This is a genomic window from Vibrio sp. HENC-03 (genome assembly GCF_000305755.2).
Classification (GTDB): Bacteria; Pseudomonadota; Gammaproteobacteria; order Enterobacterales; family Vibrionaceae; genus Vibrio; species Vibrio owensii.
Map to the genome: position 1 here is coordinate 793,885 of NZ_JH976064.1, position 24,070 is coordinate 817,954.

Below are 24,070 nucleotides of genomic sequence, written 5' to 3' on the forward strand. Positions count from 1 at the left end.
TAATTTTCCAGTTCATCTCAAGCCGATAATACTGTTATTATCGGCTATCCAACCATTTTCAGATCAAACTCATGAATAAAGCTGCATCGGCTCGCCGAATCAAAGCGATGCTGTTTCTGACTCTTGGCGTCACTCTGTCCGTGTTTGCCGGATTTGCACTGTCGCAAATGTTCGTCATTGAAAAAGATGCATTCCAGCTTATATCAGTCGTTAGCTCAGTAATGGTGGTGAGTTTTTTACGTTACCAATGGCGAGCTTTACCTGCGATTGTATTGAGCTTGATGGCCTATTACTTCTTTACGGGTCGAAGCTTTGAGCACGCCTTGCTCTATTCCCTCACGGTTCCTATACTGCCTTTTGCGTTTTCAAGCTTATTTCACTACCTCAACAGTCGCTCACTTCATCAACCTGCTGCACGGCGGATAAGCCTGTTTTTCATCATTATTGGTTGTTTATTTCCGTTCGTTAATACCGTCAAGATGATGTTGGTCAACACCTTCGTTGATGGCCAGTTCTTGAGTGCCGATTTTCTGTTTTATGCCACGTTAGGTAACTACTTAACTCAATTGCTGGTCACGCCAATCTTGTACGTGGTGGTCAGTTTGTTAACCGACACCGATACCCAGTCCTACCTCGCACTGGATAAACGTTTGAGGGTCTCTAACAACCGTTGTCAAAGCTACATAACTTGGTTGGTAAGTTGCGTCGCAATTTTCTTTGCTGCCGCACTCTCCTCTTCTTCATTTATGCTCAATTCACTGAGCTTCTTTGCCGTCTTACTTGTCGTAGTTGGTTTAGCAAAACACGGTTTGATTCGCCCGCTCTTTGTCGGCTCGCCGTTTATTTTGTTGATCCTTAACGACGGTATTCGTCACTTCAATGAAGGATTGATTGGAGACAAACAGTTCTACGGCTTGCTGATCATTATTACCGTGCTCACAACGTTAGCTTACCTACTTGGCGGCTACTCAGTGAAACTGTTTGAGATGACACAAAGACAAATCCGTTCAGAGCGTATCGACCCATATTCAGGGCTTTCAAACATCGCTCAGTTGAAAGAGGACATCAGTCATCAATCGCGTTCCTTGTTGATCTACCTTGACTTAACGCCAACGCTATCGATGTTGACCGATTTAGGGCATGAGGGAAAATCTCAACTCATCATGCAGCTTAGTGAGTTTTTGTACTCACGCAACAACAGCATCAATCGCTGCTATCGCCCACCTTTCTCTACAGGGCTGCTGAGCTTTACCCATTACTCAGATACTGCAGAGGATGATCTTAACGAAGTCGCCAAGTACTTAGAGAGCTTCCAATTCTACTGGCGGGGCACATCCGTCGCATTGGTGTCGCCGACCATCTTCTGCACGCTCGTTAGCCAAGACCAAGACATTGAGAAAGTGGTGTCGATTCTGTGCGATCAGCCACCACAGAATGACAGCAGCATCCATTGGGTCAACATTCAATCTTTTGAAATGGACCGCGTGGACAAACTCAATCACATTCAACAGGTATTTAAGCGCGAGCAGTTTGAGTTGTTCTGCCAACCATACATGAAGCTTTCTGAATCTGAGCCGTCTAAACACAGCTTTGAAGTACTTCTTCGTCTGAAAGAGCGCGATGGGCAAGTTCTACCACCTTCGGCATTTTTCCCATTGATTAATCAGTTTGGGTTGGAGCTCAAACTCGACCATTGGGTCATTCTCAATACCTTCCGAATGCTGAGTGACAAGGTTAAGAATTGGGATGAGATTGGCCACTGTGCAATCAACTTAACCGCCAAAACACTCAGTGCCGAAAACCTTGCAGCACGCATTATTGAAAGCGCTCAAAGCTTCTCTATTCCGTTAAATAAGATTTGCTTTGAGATCACCGAATCGTCCGCCCTGATCAATGAACAGCAAGCCATTGCAACCTTGAATTACTTGCGAAATCAGGGCTGCAAAATCGCGATAGACGACTTTGGAACAGGTTACGCTAGCTTCGCGTACTTGCGCAGATTGCCACTGGATATTCTTAAAATTGAAGGAGCGTTTGTTCGTGAGATTACGCAGAATGAAACCGACCGTTTGATCGTCAGCTCTATCGCGACGGTCGCAAAAGAAATGCATTTAGAAACAGTGGCAGAGTTTGTCGAGAGCACCGTACACATTGCGATATTAAGAGGTCTAGGCATCGACTTTGCGCAGGGTTATGGGGTCGCGAAACCGATGCCTTTGAGCGAGTATTTAGACGAGCTATTTAAGGCTTCACACAAAGCTCAACAGCCAGAGTTGGAGACGCTATAAGGCTTTGCGCTTTAAGCGAGAGTTGATGATATCTTCAATCAGCTTTTGTTCTTTCTTGGCTTTTTCGTAGTTTTGCTTAGTGCGCCAACGTTCCAACACCTTCTCCAAGCCTTGAACTCGGGCATGTTTGTATTCGAGATGTTTTTGCACCGACGCGCATTCCGCCTGCATCACCGCTTGTTCCTGTTCGTGGTGGCGCAACATCTTTTGTAGCATTTGGTCTACTCGATTAAGATTCATCAGTGCAGCACTATTCAGCACGGGCGTGGTTAAAGCAGATTGTCCGGCGTGGTTCTTCAGGGCAGAAAGTTGCGCTAACTGCATTGAAAGGTGAGAGTGGCGCTGACGCATGACATCAAGTTGTTGCCCGACTTTGTCTCGCTGCTTCTCTTCCATCAATTGCAGCTTGCCCACCGCCTTAAGTTTCGATTCCATCTAATTCCTTAATCCGCTTATCAAGCAGCGATTACTGCTCGCTTTGAAACATCTGCGCTAACGTCGTCAAACTGGTTGGATAGTCCACCGCTTCATTGGCTGACTGTTGTAAATAAGCACGTAAATGCGGATACATAGAAACCGACTGATCCAGTTCAGGATCTTGCCCTGGTTGGTAACCACCAAGAGGCAATAACTCTTTCACTTGCAGGTAGTTGGAATAAAGCTGACGGAAGTTATTCGCAATCGTACTGTGCGCTTCATGGGTACAAGCGTTCATACAACGACTGATAGAGGCGTTGATATCAATCGCTGGATAATGGCCTTGCTCAGCCAGTTGCCGAGACAGCACCACGTGTCCATCTAGAATTGCACGCGCCGAATCCACCACTGGATCTTGTTGATCATCCCCCTCGGCGAGAACGGTATAGATCGCGGTTAAACTGCCGTGGGGGTTTTCGCTGTTACCTGCTCGCTCAAGAAGCTGAGGCAATACGCTGAATACCGAAGGCGGATAACCACGCGAGGCAGGCGGCTCTCCCAAGGAAAGCGCAATTTCACGTTGTGCCATAGCGTAACGTGTCAATGAGTCCATCAGCAATAAGACGTCTTTGCCTTGGTCGCGAAAATACTCTGCCACACGATGACAAAGTAGTGTCGCACGCAGTCGCATGAGCGGAGATTCATCGGCTGGCGCGGCAACGATAATGGCTTTCTTACGCGCTTCTGGAGTGAGGTTTCGCTCAACAAATTCACGAACCTCTCGACCACGTTCGCCAATCAAGCCCACCACAATCACATCGGCCTCGGTGTTCTGAGTGATCATTCCCATCAGGACACTTTTACCGACGCCACTACCGGCCATTAAGCCGATACGCTGGCCTTTGCCCACAGTGAGCAAACCATTGATCGCTCGGACGCCAACATCCAAAGGCGTATCAACAGGGCGACGCTTAAGTGGGTTGATCGGTTTAGGTTCAAGTGAAACACGATCTCCTCCCTTAAGCGGCGCACCGTCATCAAAAGGTTCGCCAAGTCCATTCACTACACGCCCTAGCCATTGTGAACTGAGCTGAACCGTACTGTCGCCATCAAGGGGAATCACCTTGGCACCAGCGAACAAGCCACCTAAGCGGCGAATCGGCATTAAGTAGGCCACTGTATGATCAAAGCCAACCACTTGTGCCTCGATCATGTCACCTTCTGCCGTTTCCACTAAGCAACGCTGTTCAAGTTTGAATCGGCACCCGACGGCTTGCAGCATTAAGCCGTTCACTTTAATCAAACGCCCTGTTACTCGCGCGACAGGAATCGAATCGAGCGACGCCAACGCCTCACTCAATCTCTCGTTTAACAGTTCATGGCTCAATGTATTACTCATGCTCAGTCTCTACTTGTGGCATCGAGACTTCATCGAGCAAATGCTGTTTTACGTTATCCATGCAGGCTTGCAGACGTGAATCGCAGCTTGCGTCTGCTTCTGCGTCTTCTGTTACGAGTTGGCACCCACCAACAGGTAGCTCCGCATTTGCCACTAACTTCCAAGCCGTTGGTAGGTCAGCATTGATTTGCGTAATGCGCTCTAAGTCCTGAGGATTGAGATGAACAATCACGCTCTCCGCTTTACCCGGCATGGCTGACAAGGTTTCATCAACAAGAGCCAGAATCTGTTGCGGCATCAAGGTAAGCTCCGCACGAATCACTTGCTGCGCTACCTTTTGCACCAGCTCACAAATCATATGACGCTGCTGTTGTTCTTTGTCATTTTGCCAACGAGACAAGGCTTGAAACAGTTCATTGACTGGCTTCGCCGCTTCGACAAAGCTTTGCTTACCTGATTGCTCACCAGAGATGAATCCCTTCTGGAAGCCTTCTTTCTGCCCTTCAAGCAATCCTTGTTGTTTACCTTGATCAAGCCCCTGACGTAACCCTTCATCATGGCCTTGCTGCAAACCTTGCTGGAAGCCTGCTTCAAGCTGCTGTTGAATATCCGCTTGGGTATCTTGCCAACCTTGACTATCTAGCGCGAAATCATCTTCAATATTCACTGGCTGCGCCAGCGGTGGAAAACGATGTAAACGGTAGCCACTTGGTGGCAAGCGCATGGTGTTGGTTGCTCTCTCTGCCATTGCCTTACTCCACCGTCTGCTCTTCATAAAGCAGCAATTGGATTTCGCCCGCTTCATCAAGCTCACGAACCAGCTGCATAATATCTTGGCGAGCGCGTTGTACTCGGCTCAACACCACAGCACCACGTAGCTCCATGTCGTCTTCCAATGCTTTCGCCATGCGTTGCGGCATTGAACGTTTGATGGTTTGCTGCAAGGTAATCTCGGAACCTTTTAATGCCACCGCCCACAATTCCAACGGGATCTGCTGGACAAGCGCATCCATGGTTTCTTCGCGCTGACGACCAAGCACCATAAAGTCGAACATGTTCTCTTCGATTTCGTTGACCACGTTTTCGTCGTGCAACTTGAGCATTTCCATCAAGGATGCGCGATCACCTTCGAATCGGTTAATGATGTCTGCGGCTTGTTTCACGCCCGAAAGCGGTGTGCTTTGACTTGCAGACACTTTCTCGATGCAACGCTCCACCAGTTCATGCAAGTCATTCGCTACTTGATGATCGATGTCTTGCAACTGAGCGATGCGGAACAAGATTTCATCGTGGTAATCCTGAGGTAGATGCTTCAAGACCGCAGAAGAGCTGTCTGCTGGCAAATAGGCCAAGAAGATAGCTTGCATCTGAGGGTGTTCATTGACAATAAAGCGCGCCAACGTTTCTGCTTCTACCCATTGTAAACGCTGCATGTTGTTGCGAATTTCATCGCCATACAGATTGTTGAGTAAGCCTTTCGCTAGGTCATTACCCAATGCTTTACGCAGCGTATTCGATAGGTACTCTTTTGATGCACCACGGATACCGCTGTGTTCACGAAAATCTTCAAAGAAATGTTGAATCACACCTCGTGCAGAATCACTCTTAATGCCATTCAACTTCGCCATTGCACGTGTGACGCGTTGGGTTTCATCTCGGCTGAAGTGCTGCAACACTTTGGCGGCCGCATCTTCACCCATGCCCAACAGCACAAGTGCGGTTTGTTCTACATAACTAAGCGTCTGCTTTGACGTCGACTGCGCTGTGTTCATTGATGTTTACCCATTGTTTCAGAATTTCGGCTACACGCTCTGGCTCTTCGTTAGCAATAAGCTGTAGGTGTTTCAATTGAATCTCGAGTGGAGAGCCTGCTGGCGGCAGCATGTCGCTGTTCACATCTAAGCCAGACGACACGGCGATGCCTTTCTCCGACAGTTTGCGGTTAAGCACTTCTTCTCTCTCACGCTCTTCACGTGTCTGAAGGTTGTCGTATTCCGGCTCCACTTGTGGCTCAGCAAATTCAAGCTCTGGTGCTGGTTTGTCCGCCCCCGTTAAGTGCATGATCAAAGGACGAAGCACGAAGAAGATCATTGCTAAGCCCAGCATGCCGCCAATTACGTAGCGCAGTGGCTGCTGTACCGTCGGGTCTTGCCACCAAGGCAGTGCTGGCGGCGCATCAATCTCAATCGGAGTGAAGTTAAAGCTCATCAAACTTAGGCTGTCACCACGAGTATTTGAGATGCCTACTGCGTCCATGATCATGGTTGAGATCTGAGTTTTGTCCGCTTCACTCCAAGCAACGCCGTCTGGTGCCGCTTGCGAGTTAAGCAATACAGAAACGCTCAACTTTTCGATTTGGCCTTGCTGGTACTGAGTACGACGCACGCTACTTCCAACCGCATACTGACGGTTGATTTCTGAACGGGCATTGGTGTTCTGGCTATCGTTGGTTGGGGTTTCACCGGTTACTGGCGGTTGGTTGCTCAGCGAGCCTGGAATGCCTAGTGCAATTTGATCAACAGAATTGTTTTGAATGGTGTGCTCGTTACGAACCACTGGTGCGTTATCGAGGATCTCTTGGGTTTCCTCGACTTGGCTGAAGTTCATGTCTGCCGCAACTTGTACGCGGAAGTTACTTGGCCCCACGATTGGCGTTAGCATGTCTGCCGCACGTTGGATAATCTGCTTCTCAACACTCTTTTGGTATTCAAGGTACTTCGCGTTGACTTTACCCGCCTCGGCAGAAGCAACGTCGGCACTCAGTAGTCGGCCGTATTGGTCAATCACAGAAACAAATTCTGGCTTCATTGCCGTGACACTGCCAACCACCAAGTTGATGATCGCTTCCACTTGTTCTGGCTTAAGATCTTCACCCGGCTTGAGTTCTAACATAACAGAAGCCGAAGGGTTTTCCGTGTTTTGACGCACGAATAAGGTTTGACGAGGAATCGCTAAGTGCACACGCGCGTTGGCTACCGCATTCAGCGACATGATAGTGCGCACTAACTCACCCTCTAAACCATGGCGGTAACGTGCCGTTTCCATAAACTGACTCGTACCCAGTGAGCTGTCTTCTTTAAGCGAATCTAAACCCGTAGGCAGTTTGGCTTTGACACCTTTCGACGCAAGCAACATGCGGATACGGGCGACTTCACCTTCTGGAACCAATACTTGACCATTTTGCTCTTGCATGCGGTAGCTGATGCCTTCAGTTTCTAATACCGACACAATTTCGCCGATATCAAAACGCTCTTGCTGACTGTAAAGCGGACGGAAACTTTGCGAAGAACTCCAAAGCGCTACCACGATGATAGCCGCAACAATGGCCGCTAAAACCGCAGACAACACCAAGTTACGTTGGCTGCTTGACCACAATTGCTTGAGTTTATTGGTTACGTCATCCATCCCACGGTTTGGGGACAGAGTCTGAGTGGAGCCGGCATGCATTGCAGAATTTCCGGCCACTTGAGTGGATAGTTCTGACATGGGTTACACCGGCATCTTCATGATATCTTCAAAGGACATGACCACTTTGTTGCGCACTTGCATCAAAGCATTGAATGAAAGACTCGCCTTTTGACTGGCGACCATCGCGCCGACCAAATCGTCACTTGCGCCGGTTTCAACTGCGGTCATTTTTTGGCTTGCTACCGATTGATGCTGATTGACCGTGTCGAGCACATTAGTCATCGCTTGTGAGAAAGAAATCGGTGCATTCAAAGTCTGTTGATCTAACGGGTTTGCACTCACAACAAATTCAGGTGGCTGAGCTTGTGTTCGCATCGCCTCCATTTTAGACAGCATTAATTGCTCTGCTGAGACTGCATTAGTTGGTTGACTTGCCATCTACTTTTCTCCTTTTAGGCAGCCGAGCCAAGCGCCGACTGTAAATCAATACCGTGTTCGCGCATTGCTGCAAGCTTGTAACGTAACGCCCGAGTAGACACACCCAAAGCGTTGGCGGTTTTGGTTCGGTTTCCACCAAACTGACGTAATTTATCTAGGATGAATTGGAACTCGGCTTGCTTCTTCGCTTCGACATGACCAAAGCTAGAAACAGGCTCAGCGGAAGGCACTGGCGTCAGCAATTCAATTGGCAGCATTAGATCATGAGCCGTGATGTAATCCCCATGGCGCATGACAAGTGCTCGTTGAATGACGTTTTCGAGTTCGCGAATATTGCCCGGCCAGTGGTACTGGCTCAGCGCAGCAATGGCATCCTGTGACAGATGACAACGGCTGCTATCTTGGTATTTTTCAATAAAGAATTGGCTGATAGGTAAGATGTCTTCTTTGCGCTCACGCAATGGCGGCCAATGCAATGGCAGCACATCTAGGCGGTAGTAAAGATCTTCACGGAACGTGCCTTTTTGCACTTCTTCACGCAAGTCTTTGTTGGTCGCGGCGATCACTCGGATATCCAACTGAATCGCTTTGTGGCTGCCAACACGTTCTACTTCGCGCTCTTGAAGTACACGTAACAACTTTGCTTGAACCGCTGGTGACATTTCACCAATTTCATCGAGCAGAATCGTGCCACCATTAGCCTCTTCAAACTTACCACTTTGCGAATTGGTGGCTCCGGTAAATGCGCCTTTCACGTGACCAAACAACACCGCTTCCAGCATTGATTCTGGAATAGCGGCACAGTTCACGGCAACAAACGGGCCGTCATCACGAGGCGATTGCTCATGAACGTAACGCGCCAGCACTTCCTTACCCGTGCCAGATTCACCAGTAATGAGCACGCTAGCATTAGTACACGCGGCGCGATGCGCGAGTTGAAGTACTTGTTTACTGCGCCATGATTCGGCAACGATGTTTGCCAGTGGTTTGCCCAGCGCTTCTACACGCTTGAGCAAGTTCAGCAATTGGTTTGTTTCAAATGGGCGAAGCAAGTAATCCGTCGCACCCGACTTCATCGTCTCCGCCGCCAAAATGCCCTGCTCTTGGTCAACAATCGCAATCACCACACCAGCATTGCGCTGCTTTTGATGACAAGCGACAAACTCACGCACACACATGTCCGGTAAGTTTGAGCTGACCAACGTAATGCAAGCTCGCTCTTCCAATAGCGCGCTGCGACCAGTGCGGCTGTGTCTTGCGGAATAACCAGCATTCCCAAGAACATCTAGCACTGGTTGAGCGAGGTGTTCATTTGGCTCAACCAACAAAATATCCGTTTTCGTCATCATTGAACCTTTACCTTCTCTTGTTGGGTTTGTTGTTTTGCTTCTGCGTTGTTGGTAGCAACGTTGATTTTGGCAACCACACGCTCGTTGTCTCGAACAAGGCGCAACGTCACACGACGGTTTTTAGCTTGTCCCGCTTGCGTGTTATTGCTTGCTATTGGATATCGCGAGCCATGAGCACGAACTTCAATCAACGAGCGGTCAACACCTTGTTGAACCAGAGCTTCTGCAACTTGCTCCGCTCGCTGGCGAGATACGGTTAAGTTCGCCAATTGAGAGCCAACATTGTCGGTATGACCATCAACCAGAATCTTGGTGACGCGGTCATCGACAGAAATGTAGCTGTATAACGCTGCGATAGTACTTTGCTGGCTGCGACTCAATGTTTTTTGGCCAAACTGGAATGGCAAGTTCACATCACGAGCTTGGGAGTACGACAATTTCGGCAACTGCGCTCGGCATTGATTGAATGACGCCAACGCATTTTGAATTTGAATGGTTGGTAAGGTGACACTACTGATGGCGGAATCATTCTTTCCGTTTAGTGACAACGTAACCCAACCTCCGGAAGTAATGGCTTTAAGTAGGGACTCAGTTCCATGCGTAAAAGCAAACTGATTCGTTGCTGTTGTTAATGCAAGAGAAGCCTCTTCTTTCCTTAAAAGCTCTTTTTCCCAAGGAGCGCTCTCACTAAGCAATAAAGCGTTATTCCATTTATTGTTGTTATTGTGAACGTCAGCAATAAATGTAACTTGGTTATTTGGTTCCGCTAGGAAATAAAACTTCCCCTGTGGAATATTTGAATGCATTAAGTTGCACTCAAATTTATTTCCTTTATATAGCCAAGTAGAAAGGTCCATGGGTATGGTGATTTTTTCACCTGCCAATGCAAAATTAGGTGAAGTTAAACCAGCTAATAGGAATACTTTAGAAAATATTATCAAACCTCTTCTTCGCAGGTATTTATCACACAACCCTGACATTAAAGGTTTAATTAAATATGCCATTGGATGAAAAAATTTGGCATAGGTAATCATATTAATTCCCTATTCTGAAATATTAAAAGTGGTCATTAATCGTTCATACAGCTTAGAGGAGCATTCGTCGAAAGACTTTTTTAGACCAACAAAACAATGAGTTAGAAAGCTCAAATTGAAAAAGCCGCTGCTTTCCCTATCAGCATAAACTGACCGAATTAACAACAACTTAGCTAATAATTGTTATAATTTTTTATTAACTCTTTTATAAGTCAAAACTAACTCTTTTTAATTTTTATTAAAAGTACCTATGGTTAGCTTCAAATCAACATGTGAACTAAAGTCACAATCTTTAAAGTTGAAACTAAAGGATCATAAAAAAGTCTGTGTAGACTGTCCGCAATTAAGTTAAAACAGTTTCGTTTGTTAACGCACGGTAAAATATAAATGGAAAGCAGAGTTAACGAGCCTATTTCCGACATCAAATTGCTTGATGTAGAGTTGCTAGGCAAACCTATTCATATCATTCGAGAAAAGCTCGAAAGTTTGATTTCAGAATCTTGTTCAAGCCTAACCAATGAATTACAAAATTGGCTCAGCACCAACAAAATCGAAGCGAATTTAGTTGCAGTAGAGCTACACAGATTCTCGCCAACGTTATTGGATAAAGACCAAACCTCCACTTATCAGCATCAAGATGGTGGCATGGCGTATATCCACGGAGACGCACAAGCATTAATTAAATTGGCTGACCGTTTTTACGGTGCGGCAACAGAGCGTACTTCTACTAGCTTGACCGCGAGTGACCTGCGCCTTCAAGAGCGTATCAGTCGAATCATCATCAACTGGCTAGCGCCGCAAGAAATGTGGCAACCCTGCGAATACGAAACGCCACGAGGCATCGGTCTGCATGCTGAGCTTTCAATCGCGTTTGAAGATTTCCAAGGTGCCATTCATCTCAAGCTTGATAGCACCATGATTCAAACCTTGATTGAGCAGCTAGCCCTTCATAACGATGCCGATTTGTATCAACCGTTTTGTCGCTCGTTAGAGTCAACCCCTGTACGTCTTAACGTCGTTTTGAGCAAGAAAACCATGGCATTGAGTGATGTGGTTGGATTGCAGCCAGACGATATTTTGCCAATCGAACTTCTCAATACCGTGCCAGTGAGCATTGGTAACCAAACTCTTTTCTCTGGTCGTGTTGCAGAACAAGACGGTCAGCTTGTATTGATCTTTAACCCAGATAAGGAATCGCAGCGATGAGCGAAGCGCAAGAGAACCAAGCATTCGACGCCGATGAATTAAACTTTGACGATTTTCAATTAGAAGATTTCGAAACCGAACAAGCTTTCGCTCCTGAGCCCGTTGCTGAGCGCGATTTGAGTTTCTTCAAAAGCATCCCGGTTACCGTGACACTTGAGGTGGCGAGCAAAGAAATTCCTTTGGGTGACTTGATGAAAGCCGGTGAAGGAACAGTGATTGAACTGGACAAACTCAATGGCGAACCACTTGATGTAAAAGTAAATGGTTCTCTAATGGGACAAGCGGAAGTCGTCGTCATTAACGACAAATATGGCCTACGCCTGATCAACGTTCATGATTCTGCGCTTAACAGCGTAGGTCGATAGTTTCAGGTGGGTTGTGCGATGAATGTTCTGGGTGCCAGTCAACGTCGATTACCTTTGTTGGTGATTGCATTGCTTGGTTTGCTGTTATTTACGCTTCCAACCATGGCTGCTGACAACGGTTTAACCATCTTATCCGTTTCCGACGGGGACACGCAGCAAGAGTACAGCGTCAAGCTGCAGATTCTGTTGCTGATGACGGCGCTCAGCTTCTTGCCAGCTTTCATCCTCATGGCCACCAGCTTTACGCGCATTATCGTGGTATTGGCGATTCTGCGTCAGGCATTAGGTCTACAACAAAGCCCGCCAAACCGTGTTTTGGTCGGCATTGCACTGGCATTGACGTTACTGATCATGCGTCCTGTCTGGACCGATATTCACGACAATGCCTTTAAGCCTTATGACAATGGCGAGATCACCTTGATGCAGGCGTTTTCGGTGGCCGAAAAGCCAGTGCGAAACTTTATGTTGGCACAAACCCATCAAAGCTCGCTGGAGCAAATGTTACGTATTGCCAACGAGCCCATCGACCAAAATGTGGAAGACATTTCGTTTGCAGTCGTGTTGCCAGCTTTTGTCATCAGTGAGCTGAAAACCGCCTTTCAAATCGGCTTCATGTTGTTTATCCCGTTCCTGATCATCGACCTTGTTGTCGCCAGCGTATTGATGGCGATGGGTATGATGATGCTGTCACCTCTGATCATTTCTCTGCCGTTCAAATTGGTGGTGTTTGTGTTGGTTGACGGTTGGGCAATGACGGTCGGCACACTATCCGCCAGCTTTGGGTAGTGGGAGCGCATCATGACACCGGAACTCACCGTTACCCTATTTTCTGATGCCGTCTGGCTGATCATCTTGATGGTGGCCGTTTTGGTCGTACCGGGTTTGATTGTCGGCCTGTGTATTGCTGTATTCCAGGCTGCTACGCAAATTAACGAGCAAACGCTAAGCTTTCTACCACGTTTGTTGGTCACGCTGCTAATGGTTATTTTTGCCGGTCACTGGATGCTGCGAAAAATCATGGAGCTGTTTGACTTCTTGTTCCACAACATTCCGGGGATGATCGGCTAATGGCGATCACGTTTGCGGAACTGTCCGTGATTCTAGGTCAGCTTTGGTGGCCATTTTTTCGCGTCGGTGCCGTGTTCATTTCCATGCCATTTTTTGGTGACGCGCTAATTCCAGTCTGGGTTCGCAGCTTGCTTGCTCTCTCTATTGTGGTGATCACCGCGCCACTGATGCCACCGATGCCAGAAGTCGAACTGTTCTCAATGACCTCGCTTTTCTTAGCGTTCGAGCAAGCGATATGGGGTCTGATGTTCGGCTTAATCCTGCACATGCTATTCAATGTTTTCACCATGCTCGGCCAGACAATTTCATTGCAAATGGGCTTGGGTATGGCCGTGATGAACGATCCGGTTAACGGCTTGTCCGTAGCGATTCTCGGTCGCATGTTCCTTATCTTCTCAACTTTGCTGTTTCTTGCGCTTGAAGGGCATTTACTGGTTATCGACATCGTCATTCAGAGCTTTGTCGTCTGGCCGGTGGGATCGGGTATCACCGCCCTGTCTTTGCAAGGCGTTGTGAATATCTTTGGGTGGATGTTTGCTTCCGCGTTGGCTCTCGCATTGCCAGCTATCGTTTCCATGCTGCTCGCTAACATCAGCTTTGGTGTGATGAACCGAGCCGCGCCCTCTCTAAACGTTTATGCACTGGGCTTCCCGATGACCATGCTGTTAGGTTTGTTCAGCGTGTTGATCTCTGTTTCTGGCGTGCCAAGTCGTTATACCGCGTTAGTCCACGACACTATTCGTTTCTTAAATAACTTTATGTTGGGGGGCGCATGAGCGAGCAGTCGTCTCAAGACAAAACCGAGAAAGCCTCCCCCCAAAAGGTGAAAAAAGCCCGTCAAGAAGGGCAAATCCCTCGTGCAAAAGAGTTCACTACCGCGGTTATCTTCTTAGCCGTTGCGATGTTTTTCTATTCCCAGCTCAATAGCATTTGGGAGAGCATGTCGGGCGTATTTCGTTACAACATGACCCTGACCAAAGCAGACCTAGAAAACCCAAAACAATTGGTGGAGCACCTTGGTCAGAGCTTGGCGGTGATCATTGAGATGCTCTTGCCTCTCTTTACGGTCATCATCATTGTCACCTTTGGCAGCAGCATGGTGTTAGGCGGTTGGATGTTCCGCCCAGCAAACGTGCTACCAAAACTGAGTAAGCTCAATCCCATTTCGGGCATTAAGCGTATTTTCTCCACTCGCTCAGTGGTGGAGCTGGTTAAATCCACCGTCAAAGTATTAGTCATCTTCGGCATTCTTTATGGCTACCTAGACAACCATCTTCAGCCACTGCTTGGCATGCAAAACTTACCGCTCAGCCAAGGCTTCTCGCTGATCATGTCGATTCTGTTTGAAGGTCTGCTGCTGATGGGCTTTGCCCTGTTGTTATTCGGGGTGATTGATATTCCTTATCAACGTTGGGAGCACCTCAAAGAACTGCGCATGACCAAACAAGAGCTGAAAGAAGAATTTAAGAACAACGAAGGTCGACCTGAAGTTAAGCAGCGTATTCGCCAAATTCAGCAACAGTTCGCACGTCGTAAAATCGACAAGATGGTGCCCACCGCAGACGTGGTGATCACCAACCCGACCCACTATGCCGTTGCATTGAAATACGAGCCATCGCTATCTGATGCACCATTTGTGGTGGCAAAAGGCGTCGATGAAACCGCCATGCACATTCAACGCATCGCACGCGAGAACAAAGTCGAGATCATAAACTCGCCGCCGCTGACTCGTTCGATTTATCACACCACTGCGATTGAGCAAGCCATACCAAGCCAGCTCTACATCGCCGTGGCACACATTCTGACTTACGTTTTGCAATTGAAAGCCTTCCGTAAAGGGGATGGAAAAGAGCCTACGCCTTTGCCTCATTTTTCAATTCCAAAGCATTTGCAACACTGATTAACCCGCGTTTACCCAAGGACACCAGAGTATGTTTAACCGGTTAAAACAACTTCAAACTTCCACCAAAGGCTACATTGGCATTCCAATCGTCTTGTTGATGGTGCTGGCGATGGTCATCTTGCCTTTGCCACCCTTGCTATTGGATGCGCTGTTCACCTTCAATATCGTATTAGCGATCTTGGTATTGTTGGTCAGCACCACAGCGAAGCGACCACTCGACTTTTCGATTTTCCCAACCATTCTGTTGGTCGCGACCTTGCTGCGTCTTACTCTGAACGTAGCTTCAACACGTATCGTATTACTCGAAGGTCACAACGGCGGCGATGCTGCTGGTAAGGTGATTCAAGCCTTCGGTGAAGTGGTGATCGGTGGTAACTACGTGGTCGGTATGGTGGTGTTCATCATCTTGATGATCATTAACTTTGTCGTGATCACCAAAGGTGGCGAACGTATTTCTGAAGTATCAGCACGCTTTACCTTGGATGCGCTACCGGGCAAACAAATGGCCATCGATGCCGACTTAAACGCAGGCTTGATTGACCAAGAAACTGCGCGTCAACGCCGTAAAGAAGTGGCGAACGAAGCGGACTTCCACGGTTCAATGGATGGTGCGTCCAAGTTTGTTCGCGGTGATGCGGTTGCCGGCTTGCTGATCCTGTTCATCAACATCATTGGTGGTATCAGCATTGGTGTATTCGAGCACGGATTGCCTGCATCAGAAGCCTTCAAGACTTACGCCCTACTGACCATCGGTGACGGCCTTGTTGCTCAAATTCCATCACTGTTGCTTGCTACCGCTGCCGCGATTATCGTGACGCGCATAAACGACAGCGATAACGGAATGTCAGAAACCATGCACAAGCAGCTGCTTGCAACGCCAGCTACCTTGTTTACCGTGGCGGCGATCATGGCTGTTATTGGCATGGTTCCGGGAATGCCTCATCTCGCGTTCTTCACCTTTGCTGCAGTATTGGCATTTGCAGGTTGGCGACAGAGCAAAAAGCCGGTGCAAGATACGCAAATCGACCAAGTAGAAGCTCTCTCTCATGCGATGCAGGAAGAAGAAACCGCACTTACTTGGGACGATATTCCTCATGTCCACACTCTGTCTCTTGCGTTGGGCTACCGATTGGTGCACTTGGTTAACAAAGAGCAAGGTGCACCTTTGGCGCAGCGTATTCGCGGTGTTCGTCGTAATCTATCCGAACAAGTGGGCTTTCTACTTCCGGAAGTGCGTATCCGCGACAACTTAAGTTTAAAGCCGAACCAATACACCATTGCTCTGAACGGCGAAGTGATTGAACAAGGTTTTATCGAGCCAGAACGTTTGATGGCGATTGCTGTGGGTGAAACCTATGGCGAAGTGGATGGTATTCTTGGCAGTGACCCAGCCTACCAATTGCCTGCGGTTTGGATTGAACATCAAGACAAAGCGAAAGCGCTAAACATGGGCTACCAAGTGGTTGATGATGGCACGGTTATCGCCACACACATCAGCAAAATCATGAAAACCAATTTGGCTGAATTGTTTACTCATGACGATGTTGAAGCCATGACTCAACGTCTTACGGCGCAAGCGCCAAAATTGGCTGAAGCCTTAGCCGCTGCACTAACGCCAGCACAGCAACTTAAGGTTTACCGTCAGCTTCTGCTAGACCAAGTGCCATTGAAAGACATTCGCACCATCGCTAACACCATGTTGGAATCTTCAGAAAACACCAAAGATCCGATTTTACTCGCGGCGGATGTACGCTGCGCACTTAAGCGAACCTTGATTAACTTGGTTGCGGGTCAGAAGAATGAGCTGAACGTCTACGCCTTGTCTGATGAACTTGAACAGATGTTAATGACGTCGTTGCAACAAGCTCAAGCCGCAGGCGCTGTCATGCTCGATAGCTTCCCAATCGAGCCAAACATTCTTAGTCAGTTCCAACAGAACTTGCCTTTGATTCGTCAGCAGTTGAAGCAACAAGGGTTGCCGCCAATCTTATTGGTCATGCCTCAACTGCGCCCATTGCTGGCACGATACGCACGTACCTTTACCCAAGGATTGGCGGTACTGTCTTACAATGAAATTCCAGAAAACAAACAGATCAACGTGGTAGGAAACCTTGGTTAATCTCATCTCAACAAAAGCGATGTACGACTATTTGTGCGATCTCGCACTGCAACACATTGTCACGGACGACGACCAACTGGTGTTTGATGCACTTAAACACAATGACATTCAACACGCCTGTCAGGCGATCCGTGAAACCAAAACTGGCGAGGTGGAATACCAACACCTCACTCTACGCTTTGGCCTACGTGGGGAGCAGAGTGTCTATCAGTTTGAATTGTCAGAGCAAATGCAATATTGCTTAGATTTATACAGCTTGTATTTAGCGCTGCGCCAAACACAGTTCCAACTTGAGACCTTTCATCCCGACCTTATCAGCAATGTCGTCGTACCCATTCGTGTTGACGCTTTGTTGTGGCAGGCAGGCGGCTATTTTTTGAATCAGATGATTCAATTCCACAAAGCGGCATTTCAGCATGTGGTGCCCTCTTTGCAGGCCGATGAAACCCTGTGCCTGCACGAACGAGTCACCACTTTGGTTGAACAACTGAAAGACAACGCGTATGCCTTATGGTTTGAAATCGCGACCAGCCAAGCGCACTTTGAGCGCATTGCTGAGTTTGAACCCGACATGATCAAGCTGTCCGTCACCATGGAAAACAAACAAGATCAACACGCGTTCCTACCTATAGCTCGCTTCCTGCGTCGTAACCAATTTCCTTGGGTAGCCGGAAGAGTCGCAAGCCAAAATGAACTCAATCGCTACCGCTTACTTGGTGCGAGTTATTACTTTGGCTATTTCAGTGATATTCCCACTTCATTGTCGTTTAAATCGTTCGACGATGAATAAACAGGGGTGACGATAAAGGGTGAGTTCAGCAATAAGAACTCGCCCTTTTTTATGTCTGAACAGCCTTAAAATGCGGATTTTCTGGAATAGATGTCACCAAAAATCATCAAATTAGGCGATTTCGAAAAAATTTTTAAATTTCCAATTAATCATTAAAACCAACCGACCGCCTCTAGTTAGTGAGCGGGGCGATAGTCCCACATTGAACAATCAAGGAGAACAGATTATGGCTCTATCAATGCACACTAACTACGCTTCGCTGGTTACTCAAAACACGCTAAGCAATACAAACAACATGCTTAACACTGCGATGGAGCGTCTAAGCACGGGTTACCGCATCAACTCAGCAGCTGATGACGCTGCAGGTCTACAAATCGCGAACCGTCTAGAAACTCAATCACGTGGTATGAACGTTGCAATGCGTAACGCACAAGACGGTATGTCTATGCTGCAAACAGCGGAAGGTGCTTTCGATGAAGCAACTAACATTCTTTACCGCATGAACGACCTAGCAACACAAGCAGCGAACGGTACTAACTCTCAAGCAGACCAAACTGCACTTGATAAAGAGTTTGCAGAGCTTGAAACAGAGCTAAACAGCATCATGACTAACACTAAATTTGCTGGCGACGCTTTGTTTGCGACTGGTGGTGTTAAAGGCGGCGGTCTTACTCTTCAAATCGGAGCTTCAGGTGCAGAGACACTAAGCCTAGCAACAACAGTTGACGGTGCAGTTGGTACAGCGTTTGACACTCTTACTGCTGGTTTCACTAACTTCAGCGGCGGCGCAGACGTTGCAGCAGACCAAGCAAACGCAAAAACGGCTATGGGTGAAATCCAAACAGCAATCGACGAAGTGGGCGCAGCTCGTGCAGGTATGGGTGCAACAATCAACCGCCTAGACCACACAGTAGTGAACCTAAGCAACATGGTTGAGAACACATCTGCAGCGAAAGGCCGCATAACTGACGCAGACTTTGCAGTTGAATCTTCAAACATGACTAAGAACCAAATGCTAATGCAAGCAGGTACAACGGTTCTTTCTCAAACTAACCAGCTGCCAGGCATGGCAATGTCGCTACTGCGTTAATAGAACCTTTCTATTCGCTAACAACGCGCAAAATTTAGTTCGTCCGAAAGCTCAAAGCCTCCCCTTCATCCGGGAGGCTTTTTCTTTGTCTGCAAAAAGCGTTTGGAAAAGAATTCTAGCGACGGATGTAGATGGAAGTAGCTTCGTTAGTGTGGCTAGCAGGAATACGGAAACCGGCTTTCAGCATGGTGTTGTGCAAAACCTTGTTGAACAGCTCCAACTCGGCAGACTCTACTCCTCGATGAGGTTGATACGCTTTGAGTTCTGGGAATCGAGAGATCGCTTCTATGCGGATGTTCGCCAGTTCTTCGGCATTAATGTTCTGTTTACTGCGTAGTTTAGTGCCAATGAAAGCCTCATACGCACGAGCACACTTCATCAGTCGTAAAACAAATTCATTCATTACTGTCGTTCTTTTTAGTCGAATTGGGGGGAATAGCCAGACGTTAGCAACCACAAAAATTGCAGGGGCATAAGATAGCAAACCTTTGCATTCAGACAGGGTCAGAAAAATCTGAATCCTTTAGCAGTAAACGCCGAATTCTGCTCGTTATGCATACAGCCCCATACCTATTCTTTCTTTCCTCCATTGGATTAAATCTTTCAGCCTTTTTGGTCGCCTGTTTTATTTGGGAAACCCCTTTAACCATCAAGGGGAAAGCGGAACCAACAAGGTGGAAAAAGCGCTTCCTCCCAACTAACAAAAAATATCGTAAGGCACTGTTTTATATAGACATAAACATCAGGCACGCATCTTGCGATTGAGTATTTATTACTGGCACAAAAAAGCCAAATACAGATGAGAGAGGGAGCGACCTCATGAGTTCGTTAGATCCAATTACTATGGCAACCCAGTTCGCCACGTTAGATGTTCAGCCATTTCAACAGCGCTACCAATTGCAAGCCGATCGATACCAGGCGCAGCTTACTGCTTTAGGTAAGGTGGAAAGTGCACTGCGTGAGTTCCGCACTGCGGTTAACGAGATGAACAGCAGCACAAACAGCATCATCAAGAATACGGCAACGACCTCTCAAGATGGCTTTTTCACCGCGAGTGCCGATGCGAACGCGTTAGTCGGTAACTACCAGATCTTTGTTGAACAAGTCGCAACGTCACACCAAATCTCTACCGGCATGCCAGCAAATCTAGATGCCTCAACAGAAGTTCCGACTACCGGCACTCTAGAGTTCACCATCAACGGCGAAACCATGACGTTAGATATGTCGACGGTAGATACCGACGGCGATGGCAAAGCGACCGTGACAGACCTAGTCAGTGCAATCAACAACAACCCTGATAACCCAGGCGTGAATGCCACACTTGTTCGCTCAAACGGGCAAACACACTTCATGCTCTCTAGTACCGAGACAGGCGTGGCAAACACCATCAATGTCAGTTCGACGGGAACAGGGCAAGCTTGGTTTGAAGATGCGTTCACCAACACGACAGAAATCAGCAAACCACAAGATGCTGTTATCTGGCTTGGCGCGGAAGGAACTGGTCTTCAACTCACCAACTCAAGCAATACTTTTGAAGGCGTGATTGATGGCGTCGATATTACCGTCACCAAAGCACAAACCTCAGGAGAAGCGCCGATCTCAATGGAAGTAGGCGCAGATAGCGAGGGAACGAAAGAACAAATCACCAAGTTTGTCGATACCTATAACGCATTGATTTCGACCTTAGATGAGTACACTCAGATCGGCGGCGAAGACCAAGCCCGTGGTGTGCTCGCCAGTGATCCAACGTTGCGTTCAATTGACACACAGCTAAATGCACTCGTTCGTGGTGAGCATGGTGGCATGCGATTGAGCGAAGTCGGTATCACTCTTGATCGTGACGGCAAAATGAAAGTCGATCAGGATAAGTTTGCCGAAGCACAGAAGAACAACAGTGCCGCACTAGAAACCATGTTTAACGGTGATGGGGCCCTGCTCGACTCGCTCGATGACATGGCAGAACCGTTCTTGAAGTTCTCTACAGGCACGTTCACTTCTCGCAAAGATGCGCTGCAAGCCAACTTAGACCGAATTGACGACAAGCAAACCTCTTTACAGCGAAAGTACGAGATGTCGTACAACCGCTACCTCACCCAGTTTACTCAAATGAACACCTTAATGACGCAAATGAACCAAACCATGTCGATGTTTGGTTAAGGCTTTAGGAGAAGTACTCATGCTAATGGATTCCGGCTACGACTCATACCAACAGGTCGATCTTGATGCTCAAGCAGCATCAGCCAACCCACACCAACTCGTCGTCATGTTGATCGATGGGTTACTCGATGAAATTGAGCGTATTCGTGGCCACCTTGCCGCGAGTCGCCTAGAAGCAAAAGGCGTGAGCATTAACAAGTGCATGAACATCCTTATCGGCTTAAGCAGTGCGTTAGATGACGAAAACGGCGGCGAAATCGCGGAAAACTTACGCCAACTCTATGACTTCTGCCAAATCGAGTTGTATTACGCCAGCACACAGAACGACGCAGCACGTTTAGACAACGTAGAGCGCGTGATGGGTAACGTACGAGAAGGATGGATGAATTTTGGACAGCAAGCATAAAGTGTCGCCAGAGCGATTTCGCCACTTATCAAAACTGATCCAAATCGCGACTAAAACGGCCGATTGGCAAGCGCTTAAACGCTACGACTTACAGTTGCGTGAACTGCTGATCAGCCATAAGCCATTTTTGAAAGATCCGAAACTCGCACCGGAAATCCAGCGAGCAAAAGCCGTGCATGCGTGCGCGTTCACGGCATTGGAAAAAGCCACCAGCGAGCTAAAACAAGAAATGAATATGGTGAACGATCAACAAGAGCGTGCCATGGCTTATCAGCTCGCGATGACGATGGAGCTAACGCAATGATGGTAACCAATTCAGTGCCTGCAAATGCGCCTTCTCAGTCGTCATCGTCGGGCAAAATCTCACAAGCGCGTTCAGAACAAGGCTTTTCGCAAACCGATGCAACCTCGGTAAATCAACAGGGCCAAACCAACGCACCTCTTGTGGTGGCGGGGTTTCGTTTAAATGCGCAAGCCTTACCGACGCAAGCTAACCCACCAGAAGCTGACACACAGGAACTCAACGCTGAAGTCAGCCCTGATGGCGCGTTACTGACTGCGGTTCCTGCTACCACGGATCTCGCCACTCAAGCGCAAGCTCTCATCCAAGGAATGGGCAAAACCGAGCTCAAGCAAGGTGAAACCAACCAACTTGCGCAAGTATCGGCAGGTCAGGCTTCTCAAAATACAAATGTCGGAAACCAAGCAAACCCAATGCTTAACACAGTGCAAGAGAGCCCAAACGCCCCTCAAACCGGCACAACAAGCGCACTAAAGGTATCGGCTTCGGACTTGCAAACTCTGCTTAATCAACCCGCTCAAGGGCAAGCGCTAGTGGCCAGCTCACAAGCGCAAACAACAACAGGGACAGCACCGCATTCGAACCCAACCTCACCACTAGCAGCGACTCAAGCTCAAGGTGCGGAATGGGCGGCCGTTCGCGTGGATACCAGCTCTGGTAGATGGGGCGAGCAGATGATGCAAGTGCTGCAAGATCGCGTGACATTACAGGCTCAGCAAAACCTACAAGAAGCCAAAATCCGTCTCGACCCACCAGAACTGGGCAAGTTGGATTTGCTGGTACGCGTGGAAGGTGACCGCCTGAGCGTGCAAATCAACGCCAATACCGCCGCAACTCGTGAAGCCTTGATGCAAGTGTCTGAGCGCCTTCGCACCGAGCTTCAAGAGCAAAACTTTGTGCATGTAGATGTCAACGTAGGTTCGGACCAAGGTCAAGAAAGACAAGCACATGATGGTGCTCAAGAAGAGGCAAACATCTTCGCTGCGCGTGAAACCAACGCATTTCAAACACATACAACAACAAACTATTCAGAGCATTGGCTGAACACCCAAGCCTAATTAATCATCGAGGAAAAAGGTTATGACCAAACAACAAATGATCGCCCTGTTTATCGCCATGATCATCACCAGTGCCCTCGTTTCCGCTGCCACTGTGGTAGGCGGTATTTGGTACCTCAACAAAAGTTCGGAGTCTTCTTCATCAGAGTCGAGCGTTAGCACTTTCTTGGAAGATTCACCGCTGGCTTTCTTAACTGCTGAGCAACCGACGACGAAAGGCCCTAGCTTTCATCCATTAGACAAAGTAGTTCTGACCATCAAAGGCAAAAAGCAGACGCACTTTGTGATGCTTGAGCTTGCCGTGGAAACACGCCGTCCTGAACGCATCAAGAACATCGATGCTTACATGCCAATGGTACAAAACTCGCTGTTAAAACTGTTCAGTGACAAAACCTTTGATGAGCTCCAACAAACGGGCGCTATCGATATTCTGCAAAGCGAAGTGAAAGAAACCCTACTGCTGGCCTTTGCAAAAACCGACATCGTTCGCGATATCGATGATGTTCTGCTGACCAAATACGTTGTGCAATAACGGAGCACAGCTATGTTGGAGATGAACTTACAGGAAAGTTATACCACGACGGAGGAAGTGAATACTCCGTCTCGCCCAATTGATGAAAACGCCTTGCTGCAACGTCATCAAGTCATGGTCAAACGCGTGGTCAACCAACTGCGCGTTCACGCGACCTCTCATTGCAGTATTGAAGACATGCAGCAAATTGGTTTGATAACGCTTGTCGAAGCCGGACGTCGCTATGGGGATGTGGATGACCCACACTTCCCCGCTTTTGCTGTTTGTCGTGTTCGTGGCGCGATTTTGGACGAGCTTCGCCGTTTAGATTGGCGCTCTCGCAAAACCCGCCAACAAGCGCATGAGTTGAACGACGTTACCCGAGACCTCACTCGTGCACTGGGCAGAATGCCGACCGATGCTGAAATCATCAAAGCGCTTGGCACTGACGAGCAAGACTTCTACAACCGCCAAAATGCAGCGTTGGCGGGCGAAATGCAAAGCCTCGACCAACTGATGGAAACAGGTGGAGACAGCCACTTCGGCGGCCAATACGACGGTATGGAGCATGAACATATTCGCCGTAGCTTAGACACCGCACTTGGCAAAATGTCGAAGCGCGATCAGCTCTTGCTCACCTTGTTCTATCAACACGAACTCAACCTCCATGAAATCGCGCTCGTGCTCGACCTGACACCACCTCGCATCTGTCAGTTGCACAAACAAGCGCTTAAACAACTCAACCAATTAATGTCCTCTTAGG

At 48.0% G+C, this 24,070-nt stretch carries 25 protein-coding genes; 16 read left to right on the forward strand and 9 right to left on the reverse strand.

The window, feature by feature from the left end:
• Positions 1 to 71 precede the first annotated feature (71 nt).
• The gene (locus VCHENC03_RS19850) at positions 72 to 2,288 is read left to right on the forward strand and encodes an EAL domain-containing protein (protein WP_009704992.1); all 2,217 of its coding nucleotides are present in this window, start codon (positions 72 to 74) and stop codon (positions 2,286 to 2,288) included.
• Here VCHENC03_RS19850 and fliJ read toward each other — a convergent pair.
• From fliJ to VCHENC03_RS0125435, 8 genes are read right to left on the reverse strand one after another with little or no spacing between them, the layout of a single operon-like run.
• Positions 2,283 to 2,723: a flagellar export protein FliJ gene (fliJ, locus tag VCHENC03_RS19845; protein WP_009704993.1), complete on the reverse strand. Its 441-nt coding sequence runs from the start codon at positions 2,721 to 2,723 to the stop codon at positions 2,283 to 2,285. The genes VCHENC03_RS19850 and fliJ overlap by 6 nt on opposite strands.
• Before the next feature lie 31 nt (positions 2,724 to 2,754).
• Entirely contained in the window at positions 2,755 to 4,104 is a 1,350-nt protein-coding gene (fliI, locus tag VCHENC03_RS19840) for a flagellar protein export ATPase FliI (RefSeq protein WP_009704994.1), read from the reverse strand.
• On the reverse strand, positions 4,097 to 4,852 hold the full coding sequence (gene fliH / locus VCHENC03_RS19835) for a flagellar assembly protein FliH (RefSeq protein ID WP_009704995.1): 756 nt from the start codon (positions 4,850 to 4,852) through the stop codon (positions 4,097 to 4,099). The genes fliI and fliH overlap by 8 nt, the downstream gene beginning before the upstream one ends.
• Positions 4,853 to 4,856: 4 nt before the next feature.
• On the reverse strand, positions 4,857 to 5,876 hold the full coding sequence (locus VCHENC03_RS19830; protein WP_009704996.1) for a flagellar motor switch protein FliG: 1,020 nt from the start codon (positions 5,874 to 5,876) through the stop codon (positions 4,857 to 4,859).
• Positions 5,839 to 7,590 (reverse strand): flagellar basal-body MS-ring/collar protein FliF, encoded by a 1,752-nt coding sequence (gene fliF, locus VCHENC03_RS19825; protein ID WP_032802161.1) that lies wholly within the window; start codon positions 7,588 to 7,590, stop codon positions 5,839 to 5,841. Before fliF ends, VCHENC03_RS19830 begins: the two co-directional genes overlap by 38 nt.
• 3 nt (positions 7,591 to 7,593) lie before the next feature.
• On the reverse strand, positions 7,594 to 7,950 hold the full coding sequence (gene fliE, locus VCHENC03_RS19820) for a flagellar hook-basal body complex protein FliE (RefSeq protein ID WP_005435984.1): 357 nt from the start codon (positions 7,948 to 7,950) through the stop codon (positions 7,594 to 7,596).
• Between the two features lie 14 nt (positions 7,951 to 7,964).
• Positions 7,965 to 9,296, reverse strand: a complete 1,332-nt coding sequence (locus VCHENC03_RS19815; RefSeq protein ID WP_009704998.1) for a sigma-54-dependent transcriptional regulator — start codon at positions 9,294 to 9,296, stop codon at positions 7,965 to 7,967.
• Entirely contained in the window at positions 9,296 to 10,234 is a 939-nt protein-coding gene (locus VCHENC03_RS0125435) for a MotY family protein (protein ID WP_232310318.1), read from the reverse strand. Before VCHENC03_RS0125435 ends, VCHENC03_RS19815 begins: the two co-directional genes overlap by 1 nt.
• A gap of 486 nt (positions 10,235 to 10,720) precedes the next feature.
• Between VCHENC03_RS0125435 and VCHENC03_RS19810 the strand changes: the two genes are divergently transcribed.
• The 9 genes from VCHENC03_RS19810 to lafA all read left to right on the forward strand — a co-directional run bounded on the left by VCHENC03_RS19810 (position 10,721) and on the right by lafA (position 18,874).
• Positions 10,721 to 11,539, forward strand: a complete 819-nt coding sequence (locus tag VCHENC03_RS19810) for a FliM/FliN family flagellar motor switch protein (protein ID WP_009705000.1) — start codon at positions 10,721 to 10,723, stop codon at positions 11,537 to 11,539.
• Positions 11,536 to 11,904 carry a flagellar motor switch protein FliN gene (gene fliN / locus VCHENC03_RS19805; protein WP_005435977.1) on the forward strand — a complete coding sequence of 123 codons (369 nt, stop codon included), beginning with the start codon at positions 11,536 to 11,538 and terminating at the stop codon, positions 11,902 to 11,904. Before VCHENC03_RS19810 ends, fliN begins: the two co-directional genes overlap by 4 nt.
• Before the next feature lie 18 nt (positions 11,905 to 11,922).
• A complete protein-coding gene (gene fliP, locus VCHENC03_RS19800; protein WP_032802164.1) occupies positions 11,923 to 12,690 on the forward strand; it encodes a flagellar type III secretion system pore protein FliP in 768 nt (255 codons plus the stop codon).
• A 12-nt stretch (positions 12,691 to 12,702) separates the two neighbouring features.
• A complete protein-coding gene (gene fliQ, locus VCHENC03_RS19795; protein ID WP_005375036.1) occupies positions 12,703 to 12,972 on the forward strand; it encodes a flagellar biosynthesis protein FliQ in 270 nt (89 codons plus the stop codon).
• On the forward strand, positions 12,972 to 13,748 hold the full coding sequence (gene fliR, locus VCHENC03_RS19790) for a flagellar biosynthetic protein FliR (RefSeq protein WP_005435968.1): 777 nt from the start codon (positions 12,972 to 12,974) through the stop codon (positions 13,746 to 13,748). Before fliQ ends, fliR begins: the two co-directional genes overlap by 1 nt.
• Positions 13,745 to 14,872 carry a flagellar biosynthesis protein FlhB gene (gene flhB, locus VCHENC03_RS19785; protein ID WP_005435967.1) on the forward strand — a complete coding sequence of 376 codons (1,128 nt, stop codon included), beginning with the start codon at positions 13,745 to 13,747 and terminating at the stop codon, positions 14,870 to 14,872. Before fliR ends, flhB begins: the two co-directional genes overlap by 4 nt.
• A 31-nt stretch (positions 14,873 to 14,903) precedes the next feature.
• Positions 14,904 to 16,994, forward strand: coding sequence for a flagellar biosynthesis protein FlhA (gene flhA / locus VCHENC03_RS19780; protein WP_009705002.1), 2,091 nt, complete (start codon positions 14,904 to 14,906; stop codon positions 16,992 to 16,994).
• Positions 16,987 to 17,784, forward strand: a complete 798-nt coding sequence (locus tag VCHENC03_RS19775) for an EAL domain-containing protein (protein WP_086027696.1) — start codon at positions 16,987 to 16,989, stop codon at positions 17,782 to 17,784. Before flhA ends, VCHENC03_RS19775 begins: the two co-directional genes overlap by 8 nt.
• 226 nt (positions 17,785 to 18,010) lie before the next feature.
• Positions 18,011 to 18,874 carry a lateral flagellin LafA gene (gene lafA / locus VCHENC03_RS19770; RefSeq protein WP_009705003.1) on the forward strand — a complete coding sequence of 288 codons (864 nt, stop codon included), beginning with the start codon at positions 18,011 to 18,013 and terminating at the stop codon, positions 18,872 to 18,874.
• Positions 18,875 to 18,989: 115 nt separating this feature from the next.
• Here lafA and VCHENC03_RS19765 read toward each other — a convergent pair whose 3' ends face one another.
• A complete protein-coding gene (locus VCHENC03_RS19765) occupies positions 18,990 to 19,277 on the reverse strand; it encodes a hypothetical protein (protein ID WP_005435960.1) in 288 nt (95 codons plus the stop codon).
• 416 nt (positions 19,278 to 19,693) lie between these two features.
• Between VCHENC03_RS19765 and fliD the strand changes: the two genes are divergently transcribed.
• Genes fliD through VCHENC03_RS19735 form a run of 6 tightly spaced genes read left to right on the forward strand, consistent with a single transcriptional unit; the run spans position 19,694 to position 24,069 of the window.
• On the forward strand, positions 19,694 to 21,031 hold the full coding sequence (fliD, locus tag VCHENC03_RS19760) for a flagellar filament capping protein FliD (protein WP_009705004.1): 1,338 nt from the start codon (positions 19,694 to 19,696) through the stop codon (positions 21,029 to 21,031).
• Positions 21,032 to 21,050: 19 nt separating this feature from the next.
• Entirely contained in the window at positions 21,051 to 21,437 is a 387-nt protein-coding gene (fliS, locus tag VCHENC03_RS19755) for a flagellar export chaperone FliS (protein ID WP_009705005.1), read from the forward strand.
• Positions 21,421 to 21,741 carry a hypothetical protein gene (locus VCHENC03_RS19750; protein ID WP_009705006.1) on the forward strand — a complete coding sequence of 107 codons (321 nt, stop codon included), beginning with the start codon at positions 21,421 to 21,423 and terminating at the stop codon, positions 21,739 to 21,741. The genes fliS and VCHENC03_RS19750 overlap by 17 nt, the downstream gene beginning before the upstream one ends.
• Positions 21,738 to 22,796: a flagellar hook-length control protein FliK gene (locus VCHENC03_RS19745; RefSeq protein WP_032802167.1), complete on the forward strand. Its 1,059-nt coding sequence runs from the start codon at positions 21,738 to 21,740 to the stop codon at positions 22,794 to 22,796. Before VCHENC03_RS19750 ends, VCHENC03_RS19745 begins: the two co-directional genes overlap by 4 nt.
• Before the next feature lie 22 nt (positions 22,797 to 22,818).
• Positions 22,819 to 23,328, forward strand: a complete 510-nt coding sequence (locus VCHENC03_RS19740) for a flagellar basal body-associated FliL family protein (protein ID WP_009705008.1) — start codon at positions 22,819 to 22,821, stop codon at positions 23,326 to 23,328.
• Between the two features lie 12 nt (positions 23,329 to 23,340).
• Complete coding sequence (locus VCHENC03_RS19735) at positions 23,341 to 24,069, forward strand: FliA/WhiG family RNA polymerase sigma factor (RefSeq protein ID WP_009705009.1); 729 nt, start codon at positions 23,341 to 23,343, stop codon at positions 24,067 to 24,069.
• Position 24,070: the final 1 nt, after the last annotated feature.

Coding starts and splice junctions, on each gene's coding strand:
- fliE (WP_005435984.1), bottom strand. CDS start 7,950: ATGGCAAGTCAACCAACTAATGCAGTCTCAGCAGAGCAATTAATGCTG.
- VCHENC03_RS19740 (WP_009705008.1), top strand. CDS start 22,819: ATGACCAAACAACAAATGATCGCCCTGTTTATCGCCATGATCATCACC.
- fliS (WP_009705005.1), top strand. CDS start 21,051: ATGCTAATGGATTCCGGCTACGACTCATACCAACAGGTCGATCTTGAT.
- VCHENC03_RS19810 (WP_009705000.1), top strand. CDS start 10,721: ATGGAAAGCAGAGTTAACGAGCCTATTTCCGACATCAAATTGCTTGAT.
- VCHENC03_RS19745 (WP_032802167.1), top strand. CDS start 21,738: ATGATGGTAACCAATTCAGTGCCTGCAAATGCGCCTTCTCAGTCGTCA.
- fliI (WP_009704994.1), bottom strand. CDS start 4,104: ATGAGTAATACATTGAGCCATGAACTGTTAAACGAGAGATTGAGTGAG.
- flhA (WP_009705002.1), top strand. CDS start 14,904: ATGTTTAACCGGTTAAAACAACTTCAAACTTCCACCAAAGGCTACATT.
- fliR (WP_005435968.1), top strand. CDS start 12,972: ATGGCGATCACGTTTGCGGAACTGTCCGTGATTCTAGGTCAGCTTTGG.
- fliD (WP_009705004.1), top strand. CDS start 19,694: ATGAGTTCGTTAGATCCAATTACTATGGCAACCCAGTTCGCCACGTTA.
- fliH (WP_009704995.1), bottom strand. CDS start 4,852: ATGGCAGAGAGAGCAACCAACACCATGCGCTTGCCACCAAGTGGCTAC.
- fliQ (WP_005375036.1), top strand. CDS start 12,703: ATGACACCGGAACTCACCGTTACCCTATTTTCTGATGCCGTCTGGCTG.
- VCHENC03_RS19830 (WP_009704996.1), bottom strand. CDS start 5,876: ATGAACACAGCGCAGTCGACGTCAAAGCAGACGCTTAGTTATGTAGAA.
- fliF (WP_032802161.1), bottom strand. CDS start 7,590: ATGTCAGAACTATCCACTCAAGTGGCCGGAAATTCTGCAATGCATGCC.
- fliP (WP_032802164.1), top strand. CDS start 11,923: ATGAATGTTCTGGGTGCCAGTCAACGTCGATTACCTTTGTTGGTGATT.
- lafA (WP_009705003.1), top strand. CDS start 18,011: ATGGCTCTATCAATGCACACTAACTACGCTTCGCTGGTTACTCAAAAC.
- VCHENC03_RS19735 (WP_009705009.1), top strand. CDS start 23,341: ATGTTGGAGATGAACTTACAGGAAAGTTATACCACGACGGAGGAAGTG.
- fliN (WP_005435977.1), top strand. CDS start 11,536: ATGAGCGAAGCGCAAGAGAACCAAGCATTCGACGCCGATGAATTAAAC.
- VCHENC03_RS19765 (WP_005435960.1), bottom strand. CDS start 19,277: ATGAATGAATTTGTTTTACGACTGATGAAGTGTGCTCGTGCGTATGAG.
- flhB (WP_005435967.1), top strand. CDS start 13,745: ATGAGCGAGCAGTCGTCTCAAGACAAAACCGAGAAAGCCTCCCCCCAA.
- fliJ (WP_009704993.1), bottom strand. CDS start 2,723: ATGGAATCGAAACTTAAGGCGGTGGGCAAGCTGCAATTGATGGAAGAG.
- VCHENC03_RS19815 (WP_009704998.1), bottom strand. CDS start 9,296: ATGACGAAAACGGATATTTTGTTGGTTGAGCCAAATGAACACCTCGCT.
- VCHENC03_RS19850 (WP_009704992.1), top strand. CDS start 72: ATGAATAAAGCTGCATCGGCTCGCCGAATCAAAGCGATGCTGTTTCTG.